Here is a 14,566-nt window from a genome sequence, read left to right as displayed (position 1 = left end):
AAAAAATATTAAATTGCCCTGACAGGTGTAGTTTTCCCGACTCCCCCTCACGCCGGCCTTCTCCCTATTCTAACGAGGTCTCTCGAACGATGTCTGATTTTTCCGACCTGCGCCATAACCGCCGTCCCTGGCTGGGGTTGGGCATTGGCAACTCGCGCTTGCATTGGGCCCGATTCGAGGGAGAGGCGATCGCGGCTGCGTGGGACACGCCCCATTTAACGGCAACGGAGATCGATCGCCTTCAAGAGAGCCAGTTCGACTTTTCGCCCTGGTGCGCCGTCTCGAAGCAAGGGGATCTGCGGTTAATCGTCGCCTCAGTGGTTCCCGAACAACTGCGGTTGTGGCGTTCCCGCCTTCCCCTGACGAATTTGAGTCTCGACAACGTACCGTTACGGGGATTGTATCCGACCTTGGGGATCGATCGCGCCTTGGCGGTATTGGGAGCAGGAATCCGTTTCGGGTTTCCGGTGTTGCTTGTCGATGGCGGTACGGCTTTGACGCTGACCGCTGTAGGGAGCGATCGATCCCTCGTCGGCGGTGCCATTTTACCGGGGTTGAGATTGCAATTGCGATCGCTGGCGCGAGATACCGGGGCCCTTCCCGAAATCGCCCTGGACGCGGACGCTTCCTGTCCTCCCCGCTGGGGGAAAGACACCCCCAGCGCCATCGAAAGCGGCATCACCTACACCGTTCTCGCCGGATTGCGCGACTTCATCGAAGTCTGGTGGCACGATTATCCCAATACGTCGGTGGTGTTGACGGGGGGCGACGGTTGGCGGTTGCGAGGGGGATTGGTGCAGTGCGTTCCCCCCTGGGCGCCCCAGCTTCACTACGATGCTCAGGCGTTCTTTATCGGGCTGAAAACTGCCGTTTTTGAGAATTAATCGAGAACAGACAACAAACAGATCCCCGGCCTCTCGAAGAGACCGGGGATCTAGGGGTGAGTTAAATTTGGCAATACCAGGCGTCTCAGAAGCTTGCCCGGTTGCGATGGCGATTAATCGGGATTGACGTTGTAACTTCCCACGATGACGTTGGCATCGTCGAGATAGCGATCGTAAGACTCGTCAATGCCGTAAAGATTTAAAATATAGATGCGAGAGCGGTGCTGTTCGATATAGCTCACCGCATCGACATCTTGACCCTGGGCGTTTTGACCTCGCCAATCGACACGAACGCTTTTATCCGGCTGGAGTTCCGTATTTAACCAGCCGAAATTGTTGTAAGTGGCTTTGTATCGATCGATAAACAGTTCCTCGAGTTCCTCGTCCGTCAGTTGTTGGCTTTCCTCTAAATAGAGAACTTCGCCGCCAAAGTTTCCGTCCGAAGAGAGAAACTCTAACCCGTTGACTCGAGGTTGTTTGGCGTAATCGTCCGGAAACGAAATCGAAAACGCCCCGTTGGGATCTCGATACAGATTCCCGTCCGACTCCGTTGCTTGTGCCTCCTGGCTAGACGCCGCCGGAGACGGAGAAGGCGTCGGCGTCGCAGAAGCGGTAGCGCTCAGTTCCGGGAGAGCCTCCGATTCGCCGTTGGCGGAGGCGTCTGTCTCGCCATCTCCACCGCTACAGGCCGTCAGGAGACAGGCACAAGCAGCGATCGAGAGCGAGAGGCGCAGGAAATCTTGCATAGCTGGTGATTCGATTCAGTTGAGGCTCGATCGTACAGATTCGATTTTACGGGAAAGTCGCAGAAGAGACAGGGCGATCGCGCACCGACCCCAAGCCTGCGATCGCCCTCGACTTTTCGTCCTCTGTCTGGTCGATCGCTCTCCAAGGGGCGATCGTTTTCTCTTCTCTCAGACCGTTTAATGGACTTTTGTAACATCAAAATCGCAATTCATCAACAAACCCATATTTTTGTAAAAAATATTGAATATTTTTGCATTTGAATTTGCTTTTTCATCGAAAATTGGTAGCGTATATATCAGAAAAAATAACCCAATCTATTTAGTCAAGATTTGATGACATTTTAGCCATAAATCGAACCCAACAGATTAAAAATGTCATCGCAAAAGCAGCGAGATCGAGCCATTTGGAGGCTTAAAAAGGGGAAGAATCCCCAAACCTCCGCCGATAAAACAGAATCCAAAAAAAAAGGGAATTCCCCCAAAGTGGTTTCGGTTTCAACCCAGTCAAAACATACTCATTACGGGAGTTTAGCCATGAGCGATCGACGTCTCCTTGAAAATACGAACAACCTTTATCGCGACATTTCGATTTCGACCCTAATCGAACAGCAACTGTCCCATCGAGAACGCTTAGACGGTTATGCCAGCGAACCCGTCGATTTTTACAGAGCCGAATTTCCCACCTACGGCTTAGAAGCCATCGGCATCAAACATCCCGGTCGCGTCTACCGCAACCTCTGCGTCTCCAAACTCATCGAACATACCCTAGCCCGAGGCGAAGGCGTCCTGGCCAGCAACGGCGCCTTGTGCATCAAGACCGGAAAATACACCGGCCGTTCCCCCAACGACAAATTCATCGTCGACGAACCGAGCAGTCGCGACGAAATCCACTGGAACCAACTCAACGTTCCCATCTCAGAAGATAACTTCAACCGCCTGTACCGCCACGTCCGCGCCTACGTCCAAGGGCGAGACCTCTACATTTTCGACGGTTACGTCGGCGCCGATCCCAAATACCGCATGGGCGTTCGCATCATCAACGAACTTCCCGCCCAAAACCTCTTTGCCCATCAAATGTTCGTGCGTCCCACCGACGAAGAACTCGACGGCCACCAAGCGGACTTCACCGTTCTGGCCGTACCGGGACTTCACGGCGACATCGACGACGGCATCAACTCCGAAGCCTTCATCGTCGCGCACTTCGGCAAAAAACTCATCATCATCGGCGGCTCCCACTACGCCGGAGAAATCAAAAAATCCGTATTCTCCCTGATGAACTACTTCATGACCAAACGGAACGTTTTGCCGATGCACTGTTCCGCCAACATGGACGATCGCGGCAACACGGCCTTGTTCTTCGGACTATCGGGGACCGGAAAAACCACCCTATCAGCCGATCCCAACCGTCGCACCATCGGCGACGACGAGCATGGTTGGTCTCCCGAAGGCATCTTCAACTTTGAAGGAGGCTGCTACGCCAAAACCATTCACCTATCTCGAGAAGACGAACCCCACATTTGGGACGCCATCCGCTTCGGGGCTTTAATGGAAAACGTCGTGCTCGATCGCGCCACCCGCAACCCCGACTATCACGACAACAGCCTCACCGAAAACACCCGCGCCGCCTATCCCATCCACTACATTCCCGATGCCGTCATTCCCAGCATCGGCAGCCATCCCAAAACCGTCATTTTCCTAACCGCCGATGCCTTCGGCGTCCTGCCGCCGATTTCCAAACTCAGCAAAGAGCAGGCCATGTACCACTTCATCTCCGGGTACACCAGCAAGCTGGCCGGGACCGAACGGGGCATCACCGAACCTCAAGCCACCTTTTCCGCCTGTTTCGGCAAACCCTTCCTGCCCCTATCCGCGTCCGTCTACGCCGAAATGCTGGGGCAGCGCATCGAACAACACAAAATCCAAGTCTATCTCGTCAACACCGGATGGTCTGGCGGCGGGTACGGCGTCGGTCGCCGTATGGAAATCAAACACACCAGGGCTATGGTCACAGCCGCTCTCAACGGCGATCTCGACGACATTCCCTTCTCACCCCATCCCGTTTTCCGTATCGGTATCCCCGAACGAGTTCCCGGCGTCCCCAGCGAGATTCTCGATCCCAAACAAACCTGGAGCGATCCCGACGCCTACGATCGCCAAGCCCTGAACCTCGCGCGGCGTTTCGCCGAAAACTTCCTTCGCTACCCCGACGCCGCCCCTGAAATCCGCGCCGCCGGGCCGGTATTTTAATCATCATCACTCACCACCTCACCATCACCGTAGAGGCTGAAATAGGCTTGTAACACTTGCAAGACCTTCGGACCCGTAAAAGAACCGCCCCCCTGTCCCGAATGTTCGCCAAAAGCAACCACCACAATTTCGGGGTCGTCCATCGGACCGTAAGCCCCGAACCAGGTATGGGATTCGTAAGGGGGCGCTTCTGCCGTGCCGCTTTTGCCCGCAAACGGCGGAATGTCCGACGAGTTGATTTTCGATCCCGTCCCCATCGTGATGACCTCTCGCAACCCTTGGGCTAAAACATCGAGAGTGCCTTGGCTGATATTGAGAGATTCTCGCCACTGACTGGCTTCCGTGTCGTCTTTCCACAGGTGCGGTTGTACCCGGTAGCCCCCGTTAGCGGGAACGGCGAACATGACGGCCACTTGTAGCGGCGACGCCTGTAAATAGCCCTGACCGATGGACATATTGATGGTGTCGCCCATGTACCAGCCTTCCCCGATAACCTCTTTTTTCCAGGCTTCGTCAGGAACTAGGCCGGCGGCTTCTTCCGAGGCCAGTTCGATGCCCGTTTTCTCCCCGAATCCGTAGCGGCGCGTCCATTGAATCAGGGGTTTTTCGCCGATAGCTTGGGCAATTTGATAGAAAAACGTATCGCTACTCCAGGCCATCGCCCCCGCAAAGCCCAGAGGGCCGAAACCGACTCGGTTCCAATCCCAAAACCGGATCCCCCCGGCAGTAATGTAGGGATAAGTCGGAAGAACCGTTCCGGGGGGAAACTCGCCCGATTCGATCGCCGCAGTAGTGGTCACAATTTTAAACGTACTGGCGGGGGGAAAGCCCTGTAAAGCGCGGTTGACGAAGGGGTGGTCGGCGCTTTGGAGTTCTGCCCAATCCTCGCTACTGATGCGCGTCGAGAAAATATTGGGGTCGAACGCCGGACGGCTGACCATCGCTAAGACGGCACCGTTGCGGGGGTCGATCGCTACGATCGCGCCTTTGGTGTTGCCCAGGGCAGCTTCAGCGGCTTTTTGCAACTCCAAATCCAGAGTGATTTGTACGTCTCGACCGCCTCGCGCCTGTTTTTCGCCCAAGACGCGCACGATTTGACCTCGGCTGTCCACTTCCACTTGACGGCCGCCCCAATCGCCACGCAGTTGGTCTTCAAAGGCGGCTTCGACGCCCATTTGACCAACAATATCTCCGAGGCGGTATTCTTCTTCGCCGTCTTCTCGATACTCAGCCAGGGCTTGTTCGTCGATTTCTCCGGTATAGCCCAGAACGTGGGCAGCAACAGAACCGTTGGGATAGGTGCGGACGGCTTCGACGCTGACTTCGATACCTTTTAAGTCCTGGCCGTACTCTTCGAGGGCGGTCACTTGGGCGGAGGTGAGTCGGCGAGCCACGCGAATCGGCAAGGCAGAATTGTAGCCGATTTGCTCGAGGCGATCGAGTACAGCATCCGTGGGAAGGTTGAGGATTTCACACAGCCGTTCGATGGTAGCCGGCCAGTCCTCGGGTCTTTGTGCCAGCGGCCAGAGATAGACCGTGTGAGACAAACTGGAACTGGCCAGGATATTACCGTGGCGATCGAAAATATTGCCGCGAACCGGTTGGGTGGGAATCAAGCGAATTCGGTTATCTTCAGCCAGTTGGCGGTTGCGGGAACCTTGAATCAGTTGCAAGTACGCCAGACGCGCCCCGATTCCACCGACGAGAACCAGGGTAATCGCCAACATCATGACGATCGAGCGGGAAAATTCCCCGACAGTACGAGTGTTAGCGCGGTTTCCGAAGTGGGAAGACGGGATGGAGGTCATGTCGAGCTTTTGGAGAAGGGCAGAAGGACAGATGGGGAGATGGGGAGAGGGGGAGATGAGGAGAAACTATCAATTATCAATTATCGACTGTGTTCGCTGTCGAATTCATTATGCAACATGGGTCAAAGGTGAAAGGCGATCGCGATCGAGAAGCGATTCCGGGTATCGCGACGATCGCCCGTCCTCCCGATACAATGAAGTGAACGTGCGATAAAGACGAACAGTCAACCGCTACCACGCGCCTCGTTCGCCGCGCTCGGGGTGGCCGTCAGACCGTCCCGACTGCTCGATCGTTCCTAAACCCCATTGGAGACCCGACGCGCGATCGGGGATACGACTAACCAGGAGCCGCTATCATGCTGCAAACTGCCACCCATAACAGCGATTTGCCCACCCTCGATTCCGACTTCGACGTCGAACTCCGTAAAGTCTTCAAAGTCTTCAACGGTGAAACGGCCGTGCGCGGCGTCGAGTTTAACATTCGACGCGGGGAGTTTTTCAGTATCCTCGGCCCCTCGGGATGCGGTAAAACCACCACCTTACGCCTCGTAGCCGGGTTCGAGACGCCCTCGGCGGGGGAAGTCCTCATCCGGGGGAAGTCTATGACTCACGTTCCGCCACACCGACGCCCGGCCAATACGGTGTTTCAGAATTACGCCCTTTTCGACCACATGACCGTTTGGAACAACGTCGCTTTCGGCTTGCGAATCAAACGCCTCAGCCGTAGCGAAGTCCAACAACGGGTGGACGAGGTGTTGCAACTGGTGAAAATGGAAAGTTTCGCCAACCGCTACCCCAAACAACTGTCGGGGGGTCAGCGTCAACGGGTGGCTTTGGCCCGAGCGTTGGTGAACCGTCCGGCGGTGTTGTTACTCGACGAACCCCTCGGCGCGTTGGATTTAAAACTTCGCAAGCAGATGCAGGTGGAACTGTCGAACCTGCACCAAAACTTGGGGTTGACCTTCGTGATGGTGACGCACGACCAAGAAGAAGCCCTGTCTCTCTCCGATCGCATCGCCGTGATGAAAGACGGCAAAATCGAACAGGTGGGGACGCCCAACGAAATTTACGAACGGCCGCGAACTCCCTTCGTCGCGGACTTTATTGGCGATACCAATTTATTTGAAGGCCATCTCGAAAGCGCCGATAGCTCGAGTTTGCTGGTTCGCACCCACTCCGGTTTGAAAATCGTCGTGGCGCGAACCTCCGACTGGAGCGATCGCACCCGTCAAACCATCGTCAGCGTGCGTCCTGAAAAAATCCACCTGCACCTCGAGCGCCCCGACACCGCGCACAACATCTTGGAAGGACGCCTCCAACACGCCATGTATCTCGGCACCCACGTCCATTGTGTCGTCGAACTGGCTTCGGGAGAACCGTTAACCGTGCGTCAATCGACTCGTCTCGAAACCTTACCCGAAGACGGTGCGACCCTTTATCTGTCCTGGTCGCCGTCGGACTGCATCGCCCTTGACGCGCGAGCGACCTGAGAAAAAGTCTGGTGAACCCTCCCCGGAGAAAACCACGCCGCCTGTCGCGGTAAGATACTCATGAATCGTCGCGTTTTGACGTTTCGTCCGATAGCTCGCTCTTGGTGCCGTGCCTTCGACTCGTGTCTCGTTTCCGGGCGGTCGCTCGACCCGCCGTCAGTTTTTGAAAGCCTCTGCTGCCGCCGCCTCCGGTTTGGCACTCTCGAGCTGTGGTTGGACCCTGGCCAACGTCCGCACGAACGTCCGCACTGCCTCTGACGTTCTCTATATCTATACTTGGGCGGGTTATACCGATCGCGAACTGATCGACCAATTTTATAAAGAAACTCAAATTCGCGTCATCGCTGACGTTTTCTCTTCCAACGAGGAAATGTTGGCGAAGCTGCAAGCGGGGGCGGGTGGGGCCTACAGCGTCATCTATCCCTCCGATTACATGGTGCGGAAACAGATCGACCTCAATATGTTGATGGAACTGGATAAGTCCCGTCTGCCGAGTCTCGATCGCCTGTTTCCTAAATTCCGCGATCCCAGTTACGATCGCGAAAATCGCTACAGCGTTCCCCTGAGTTGGGGAACCACGGGTCTCATCTACAACCGCAAAGCCCTCAACCCCACCCCCCAAGACTGGCAGTATCTTTGGGACTACCGCCAACAGTTGACGAAACGCCTGACCCTTCTCAACGACCAGCGAGAAGTCTTCGGCGCCGCTTTGCGGTCTCTCGGATACTCTTACAATTCCACCGACCCCGATCGCATTCGCGCCGCTTACGAAAAACTGGTACAACTCAAACCCGCCATCGCTGCCTTCAACTCCGACGCTTGGCGCACGCAAATTTTGACGGGAGACCTCAAAATCGCCATGTGCTACTCTTCCGACGCCAACGAGGTCATCCCCGAAAACGCCGATCTCGCCTACGTCCACCCCGAAAGCGGCTCTTCGATTTGGACGGACGCTCTGGTGATTCCCCGCACCGCTCCCAACGTCGAAGGCGCTTACGCTTGGCTCGAATTCATGCTGCGTCCGGAAGTGGCCGCCCGCATCTGCGAACGTCTCAGTTTCGCGACCCCCAACGCCGCCGCCTTCAACCTGTTACCGCCGGAGGTGCAAACCAATACAACGCTATTTCCGCCCGAATCGGCCATCGAAAAGTCCGAAAGTCTCGAACCGATTCCCCCAGAAGTCGGGGAAATCTACAATCGCTATTGGACTCGCCTCACGAGCGGCTGATTTCCGTCAAGAGGGAAGCGGGAAGAGTGAAGACCCAGAATCGATCGTTTCTCCCCCTCTCCCCGGCTTCCCGGCTCCCCCTCCAGTTTCTGTCGTCCACCCAAAAACCCGTGTCTGTATCGCCTCCCCCGTCTTCGTCAAGTTCCGATGTGACCCCAGACGCCAGCCAACCGCGCTTGGGGACTCGCTGGGTCGGCCCTTTGGTTCTGTTGGGTCCGGCTGGGCTGTGGCTGCTGTTACTGCTGGTGCTGCCCGCGTTGGTGATTTTCCAGTTAAGTTTGGTGCCGAACATCCGTCCCGGCGATCTCGTCAATCCTTCGGGCATCGATAATTACCTGCTAGTTTTCAATCCCACGAACTTTCGCGTGATCGTGCGCTCGGTGGGTTTGGCAGTGGGAACGACGCTTCTGTGTCTGGTGTTGGGCTTTCCCGTGGCCTACTGGATTGCCGTTCTCGCCCCCAAAGGCTGGCGTAACCTGCTGCTGTTGGGTTTTATTTTGCCCCTGTGGACGTCGTCGCTGCTGCGAACCTACGCCTGGATTACCATTTTGCGGCCGACGGGGGTTCTCAATTCCATACTTTCGGCGATCGGACTGCCGACGCTGGAAATTCTCAACCGCACGCCAGCAGTGTTGGTGGGGATGAGTTACAGTTTTCTGCCCTATATGGTGTTGATTTTGTATTCGTCCCTGGAAAAGCTCGATCTCGCCTTACTGGAAGCGTCGGCGGATTTGGGGGCGACGCCGCCTCAAACCTTTTGGAAAATTACAGTGCCTCAAGCCTTTCCCGGTATCGCGGCCGGTTCTCTATTGGTGTTTATCACCAGTCTCGGCGATTTCATCGACCCGGAACTCCTCGGCGGCGCTTCCAGTATGACGGTGGCTCGCTTGATTTACAACCAGTTTTTGGGACAAACTCAAAATTGGGGATTTGGCTCGGCCTTGAGTATGGTGTTAATTTTTGCCGTAAGTCTGTCGATCGCCTTGTTGCTGAAATACGGCGATTCCTCTGCCACCCAGCGCTAATCGATCGCGAGGGCATGGGCGCGAGGCGGTATCCCCGATGCGATCGACGCTTCGACCTGTTTTCCCGAAACTTCGGCGGTGCCTGTTTCTCCCCCCGTTTGAGTCTATGACCGAAATCGTTCGTAACGCTCAATCCGACTCCCCCGATACCCTCACGTCTCCAGAGGAGCTTCCCCCCAACATGGCAAACCCTTCGCCCCTACCGCGCATCTCCTGGCAAGCGTTGTTTGTCGGCGCGATGTTTGCCTTTATGTACCTTCCCATCGCGGTTTTGGCGGCTTACAGTTTTAACGAATCTGCCTACAGTGCCAATTGGGAAGGTTTTACCCTGCAATGGTACCAACGGCTGCTTACGGACGTCCGCATCTTCTCCGCCCTCAAAAACAGTCTGATCGTGGCGCTGACGGCCGTGGTGGTTTCGGCGGTTCTCGGAACGCTGATGGCGGTGGGTTTGGCGCGATATCGCTTCCCCGGGAAAAAACTCTATCTGGGGATTTCCTATCTGCCTCTCATCGTGCCGGACATCGCGATCGCCGTGGCCACGTTGGTTTTTCTGGCGGCGGTAGGGTTTTCCCTCAGTTTGTGGACGATCGTGGCGGCTCATATCGTCTTCTGTTTGGCTTACATCGCTATCGTCGTCTCGACTCGTTTGGCGGATTTAGATCCCAACTTGGAAGAAGCCGCCCTGGATTTGGGGGCGACGCCAACTCAGGCGTTCTTGAAAGTCTTGTTGCCTCAGTTAATGCCCGGTATCGTCTCGGGCTGTTTGCTGGCTTTCGTCCTCAGTATGGACGATTTTCTCATTGCCAGTTTTACGGCCGGGGCGGGGGCGACGACGCTGCCGATGGAAATCTTCAGCCGCATTCGCACGGGGGTGAAACCCGATATCAACGCTTTGAGTGCGATTCTGATCGGCGTGTCTGGGGTGTTAGCGTTCGTGGCGGAATATTTGCGATATCGCAGCGAAGCGGGAAAAGCTAGATAAACTCGAATTTCAAGCGGGCCAGCAAAAGCTAGGCAACCCAACCGAACGGTTGGGTCAACCTAGCTGCGTACAGTTGAGAACCATTACTGATTCAGACGATTCAGCTTTTAGCTGAGTTCCGTCGGAAGAGTCGCCCTTCACACCACACTAACTTTATCGATATTAGTCGAGGGTTGAGGGGCTTGAAAAGCTCGACTGTGACAGTTGAACGGCGGAATCGAGCGGAGGTTGCGCGATCGCATCTGTATCTGCCAACGGCTGACAGGCGAGAACCCCGGTATCTTGGAAATACCGGGGTTCTCTATGGCAGAGGATGTCAAGGGATTTGCTCTCGTCATCCTGTCGTCCAATTGTTTCAACCCCTCTTGTTTCAACCCCTCATTTCCCACGTCGATGAAGTTTCAAACGCGAAAGTCGAACGCAACCGGGCCCAAGGCGACGCGGTGGTGGCGTTTCGGCGGGTTTCTGGCATGGGTGGCGATGGTGGCCACCTGTGCGATCGCGACCGGGGCGCTGGCACAGGTTCCCTCGGCCGGGCAGGCTCCGGCAGTGGAGGCTCCGGCTGGAGAGGCTCCCCCAGAAGAAACGGTCGATACAGATCGAACGGCTCGGGCGATCCTCGATGGTGAAGTACTGTTCGAGGTCAGTTCTTCGGGTCAGTTCTTCGCCCCCGAACGCGCCAATTTTATTAACGAACAACTGCAAAAAGCGGCCGAGCGTCCTGGGGTCGAAGCGGTGGAGGTAGTCGAACGCAACGATTTGCCGACGATTTTACTCGACGGCATTTATTTGATGACCGTCACGGAACGGGACTCGGAAGCCGGACGCACAGCCGAAGAGCAGGCGGAAATTTGGGCCGACAATATTCGCCAAGCCCTTCGCCAAGCTGATCGAGAACGGAGTCAGACGTTTTTACAACAGTCGATTTTGCGGGGCGTGGCTTTAATCGTGGCGGCGGTGGTTCTCCATTGGTCTTTTGGCAAACTGGCTCACCTCCCACCTTGGGGAACGGAGGACGACCCCACGGTTCGGGCGTGGCGCTCGCTGCTGCTGGTGTTGGGACGAGTCGTTCTCTGGATAGCCACCCTCTACTATCTGGTGGATTTGCTACCGGTGACGCGGCGGTGGAGTTACGAAGTTCGCCAACTGGTCTTCGACAGTCTGACGGCGCGGATTCTGCCGGTGGACGACGATACGTATTCGGTTATCGACTTGCTGATTTTGGCGGCGCTGTTGGTGGGGTTGGTGGTGGCAGCCAACCGTTTGACGCAGTTGGTGCGATCGCGGGTCTTGCAAATTGCCAGCTTGAACCGAGGCGCTCAAGATACCATCGCTACGGTTCTCAAATATTCTCTGATCGTGGTGGGAACGGTCGTCGTCTTCAATCTTTGGGGTCTTAACATTACCTCGATCGCGATTTTTGCCGGGGCGTTGAGCGTCGGGATCGGTTTCGGTTTGCAAGATATCGCTAAAAACCTCGGTAGCGGCATCGTCTTGCTCTTCGAGCGTCCGATTCAGGTGGGGGATTTCGTGCAGGTGGGGGAATATATGGGAACGGTCGAGCGCATCGGCAGCCGCAGTACAGTCATTCGTACTCTCGATCGGGTGTCGATTATTGTACCCAACTCCCGGTTTCTGGAAACGGAGGTGATTAACTGGAGTCACGATAATCCGGTCTCTCGTTTGCGCCTCCCGGTGGGCGTCGCTTACGGCTCGGATATTTCGGCGGTGAAGTCCGCTCTCTTGGAAGCGGCGCAGCAAAACGCTCAGGTGTTGAAAGTGCCGCCGCCTCGGGTGCTGTTCGTGGAGTTCGGCGACAGTTCGCTCAATTTCGAGCTGTTGGTGTGGTGCGCCGATCCCAGTCAGCAGTACGTTCTCAAAAGCGACTTGTATTTTGCCATTGAGGAGCAACTCAAGGCGGCTGGGGTGGAAATTCCTTTTCCTCAGCGGGATTTGCACGTGCGATCGGGTCAGTTTCCCCTCTCCTTGTCCCCGGATTTGGAACGGTTGGTGATGCGATTGTTGGAAAAATGGACTCGGTGAGATGGGGGTTCGGGGGGAGAACGTTCGTTAGCCTTTCGCGATCGCCGGGGCCGCCGATGGGGGAATTTCCCGTTTTGCGGGCGCGTCCGGGCAGTAGCGGACACGGGACTCGGTAGAATATATCTCAAGACCCGCGCGACGTGACGGTAAATCTAGCCCCACTCGGCCGGCCTCCTGGCCTCGATCGCTCGCTTCGGTAGCGGGGGGATAGATGCGGGACAGATGTATTTATTGTTTCAATTGATTGAGATTGCTTCGTTCAATACTGTTCGACGGGAGAGACCATGTTGTTACCGAAAGGCTTTGAAGTAGAAATGTACACGGGAACCCCCGAGGGGGAGATCGTGGGTCTCTCCGATCGCATCGTGGCCGACCTCGATCGCTTTTCTCGGGAACCGGATAAGCGCAACGTGGAATACACCACCGCGCCCCTCTGTAGTTACGACCAGTTACTCTGTGAATTGGTGCGTCCCCGCCAGATTTTACGGGACTATTTACACCGCCTCGGCTCCTATACGCTCGTTCCCGGCAGTACTTTGTCTTTGGGGGACTCTGGCCAGTTTTTCCGCTCCGACCCTAACAATCCCTACCACGATTTTATCGAACGGTCTTATGGGTCTACGGTGGTGACGGCCAGCGTTCATATCAATGTGGGAATCGGCGATTTGGAGGTGTTGATGCGGGCGAACCGCTTGATTCGCGTCGAGGCGCCGTTGTATTTAGCTTTGAGTGCGTCTTCGCCGTTCCTCGATGGGAAGGTGACGGGGGACGATTCGACGCGCTGGCAGGTGTTCCCGCAAGTGCCGGAGGAAGTACCGCTGTTCGACAGTCACGGCCATTTCGTGCGCTGGACTGAGGAACAGTTGGCGCTCGGTACGATGCAAAACGTGCGCCATTTATGGTCTTCTGTCCGTCCTAACGGCGATCGCCGTCCTTACAATCTCAATCGTCTGGAACTGCGAATTTGCGATTTGATTGCCGATCCGATCGATTTGTTGGCGGTGACGGCTTTGTTAGAAGCTCGGATTTGGCAGACGATCCTCGATCCGAGTCTAGACCCCCTCGCCAGCAGTCGGCTTCCGGAAAATACCCGCGCCGAGGCGTTGTTGGAACTGACGCGGGACAACGAACGAGCTGTTGCTAAGGACAGCCTCGACGCGACGTTACGTCATTGGGAGGACGGCCGGGAAATTTTAGCTCGGGATTGGATCGAACAGATGTATCAGACGGTGTTGCCGACGGCTAAGGAGCGGGGAATTCGCTGTTTTCTCTCGCCGATTCGCCAGATTTTGCGGGAGGGCAATCCGGCGCAACAGTGGCGGCGAGCCTGCGAGAATGGAAGTTCGCCACGAGAGCAGATCGTTGGGGCGATCGAGGCGGAAATCCGCCGGGAACGGGAGCTAGAGGACAAACTCTGTCGTTTGTTGGTGGCCTAGACAGCACAATCAGAATATTTAATCGATCTGCCTTTTGCCGATCTGATTAGGAAAACCTATCGATCCGCCTCACGGCTGACGGCCTTGAATTGGGGCGATCGCAGGGTTTTTCGGATTGTTTGATGGCTGGATTTCGAGTTTTTTGTTGTTTTTGGGTAAAATGCCGAATTTAGTTTTAGTTAACCCTCAAATTCCTCCGAACACGGGAAATATCGCCCGAACTTGTGCGGCAACTCAAACGCCGCTGCATTTGGTGGGGCCGTTGGGGTTTGAGTTGAGCGATCGCTATCTCAAACGGGCGGGGTTGGACTACTGGCCTTATGTGACTTGGCACTACCATGAGACGCTCGAGCAATTTCGCGGCACTCGTCAAAGCGAGAGCGGACGTTGGATTGGATTCAGCACTCGAGGACGGTGTAGTTATACAGAGTTTGAATTTCGCTCCAACGATTGGTTGTTGTTTGGCAGCGAAACCGAGGGTCTGTCCTCCGAAACCCTCGAGGACTGCGACGAGACGGTGTTCATTCCCATGCTGGAGCCTCGCGTTCGCAGCCTGAACCTCTCAGTCAGTGCGGCGTTGGGCTTGTTTGAATGCCTGCGACAAACGAATCGTTTTCGCGACGCCCCCTCTCCTAAAGGAAACACTTCGCCCTCGGTTCTCGAATCGTAACGGG

General features: G+C 55.8%; 11 protein-coding genes. 9 read left to right on the top strand and 2 right to left on the bottom strand.

Annotated features, from left to right (window positions below; translation table 11 throughout):
- Window positions 1-89 precede the first annotated feature (89 nt).
- Window positions 90-884 (top strand): pantothenate kinase, encoded by a 795-nt coding sequence (locus ACP5D4_RS04625; protein ID WP_428010455.1) that lies wholly within the window; start codon window positions 90-92, stop codon window positions 882-884.
- A gap of 113 nt (window positions 885-997) precedes the next feature.
- Here the strand turns inward: ACP5D4_RS04625 and ACP5D4_RS04620 are convergent, their stop codons facing one another.
- Window positions 998-1,630, bottom strand: a complete 633-nt coding sequence (locus ACP5D4_RS04620; protein ID WP_428010454.1) for a hypothetical protein — start codon at window positions 1,628-1,630, stop codon at window positions 998-1,000.
- Window positions 1,631-2,164: 534 nt separating this feature from the next.
- Between ACP5D4_RS04620 and pckA the strand changes: the two genes are divergently transcribed.
- Complete coding sequence (pckA, locus tag ACP5D4_RS04615; protein WP_428010453.1) at window positions 2,165-3,877, top strand: phosphoenolpyruvate carboxykinase (ATP); 1,713 nt, start codon at window positions 2,165-2,167, stop codon at window positions 3,875-3,877.
- Here the strand turns inward: pckA and mrdA are convergent.
- On the bottom strand, window positions 3,874-5,685 hold the full coding sequence (gene mrdA / locus ACP5D4_RS04610) for a penicillin-binding protein 2 (protein ID WP_428010452.1): 1,812 nt from the start codon (window positions 5,683-5,685) through the stop codon (window positions 3,874-3,876). The genes pckA and mrdA overlap by 4 nt on opposite strands.
- A 356-nt stretch (window positions 5,686-6,041) precedes the next feature.
- Between mrdA and ACP5D4_RS04605 the strand changes: the two genes are divergently transcribed.
- The 7 genes from ACP5D4_RS04605 to ACP5D4_RS04575 all read left to right on the top strand — a co-directional run bounded on the left by ACP5D4_RS04605 (window position 6,042) and on the right by ACP5D4_RS04575 (window position 14,562).
- A complete protein-coding gene (locus ACP5D4_RS04605) occupies window positions 6,042-7,175 on the top strand; it encodes an ABC transporter ATP-binding protein (protein WP_428010451.1) in 1,134 nt (377 codons plus the stop codon).
- Window positions 7,176-7,284: 109 nt separating this feature from the next.
- The gene (locus tag ACP5D4_RS04600; protein ID WP_428010450.1) at window positions 7,285-8,403 is read left to right on the top strand and encodes an ABC transporter substrate-binding protein; all 1,119 of its coding nucleotides are present in this window, start codon (window positions 7,285-7,287) and stop codon (window positions 8,401-8,403) included.
- Window positions 8,404-8,552: 149 nt separating this feature from the next.
- Window positions 8,553-9,428: an ABC transporter permease gene (locus ACP5D4_RS04595; RefSeq protein WP_428010475.1), complete on the top strand. Its 876-nt coding sequence runs from the start codon at window positions 8,553-8,555 to the stop codon at window positions 9,426-9,428.
- A gap of 181 nt (window positions 9,429-9,609) precedes the next feature.
- Complete coding sequence (locus ACP5D4_RS04590; protein ID WP_428010474.1) at window positions 9,610-10,413, top strand: ABC transporter permease; 804 nt, start codon at window positions 9,610-9,612, stop codon at window positions 10,411-10,413.
- Between the two features lie 393 nt (window positions 10,414-10,806).
- Complete coding sequence (locus tag ACP5D4_RS04585; RefSeq protein ID WP_428010449.1) at window positions 10,807-12,456, top strand: mechanosensitive ion channel family protein; 1,650 nt, start codon at window positions 10,807-10,809, stop codon at window positions 12,454-12,456.
- A gap of 284 nt (window positions 12,457-12,740) precedes the next feature.
- Window positions 12,741-13,892: a glutamate--cysteine ligase gene (gshA, locus tag ACP5D4_RS04580; RefSeq protein ID WP_428010448.1), complete on the top strand. Its 1,152-nt coding sequence runs from the start codon at window positions 12,741-12,743 to the stop codon at window positions 13,890-13,892.
- Between the two features lie 160 nt (window positions 13,893-14,052).
- Window positions 14,053-14,562, top strand: coding sequence for a tRNA (cytidine(34)-2'-O)-methyltransferase (locus ACP5D4_RS04575; RefSeq protein WP_428010447.1), 510 nt, complete (start codon window positions 14,053-14,055; stop codon window positions 14,560-14,562).
- Window positions 14,563-14,566: the final 4 nt, after the last annotated feature.

It is taken from the genome of Baaleninema sp. (genome assembly GCF_049974805.1).
In the GTDB taxonomy this organism is placed as follows: Bacteria; Cyanobacteriota; Cyanobacteriia; order Cyanobacteriales; family Geitlerinemataceae; genus Baaleninema.
Note: the sequence above shows the minus strand (reverse complement) of the source record. Positions and strands in the feature narration are given on the sequence as shown.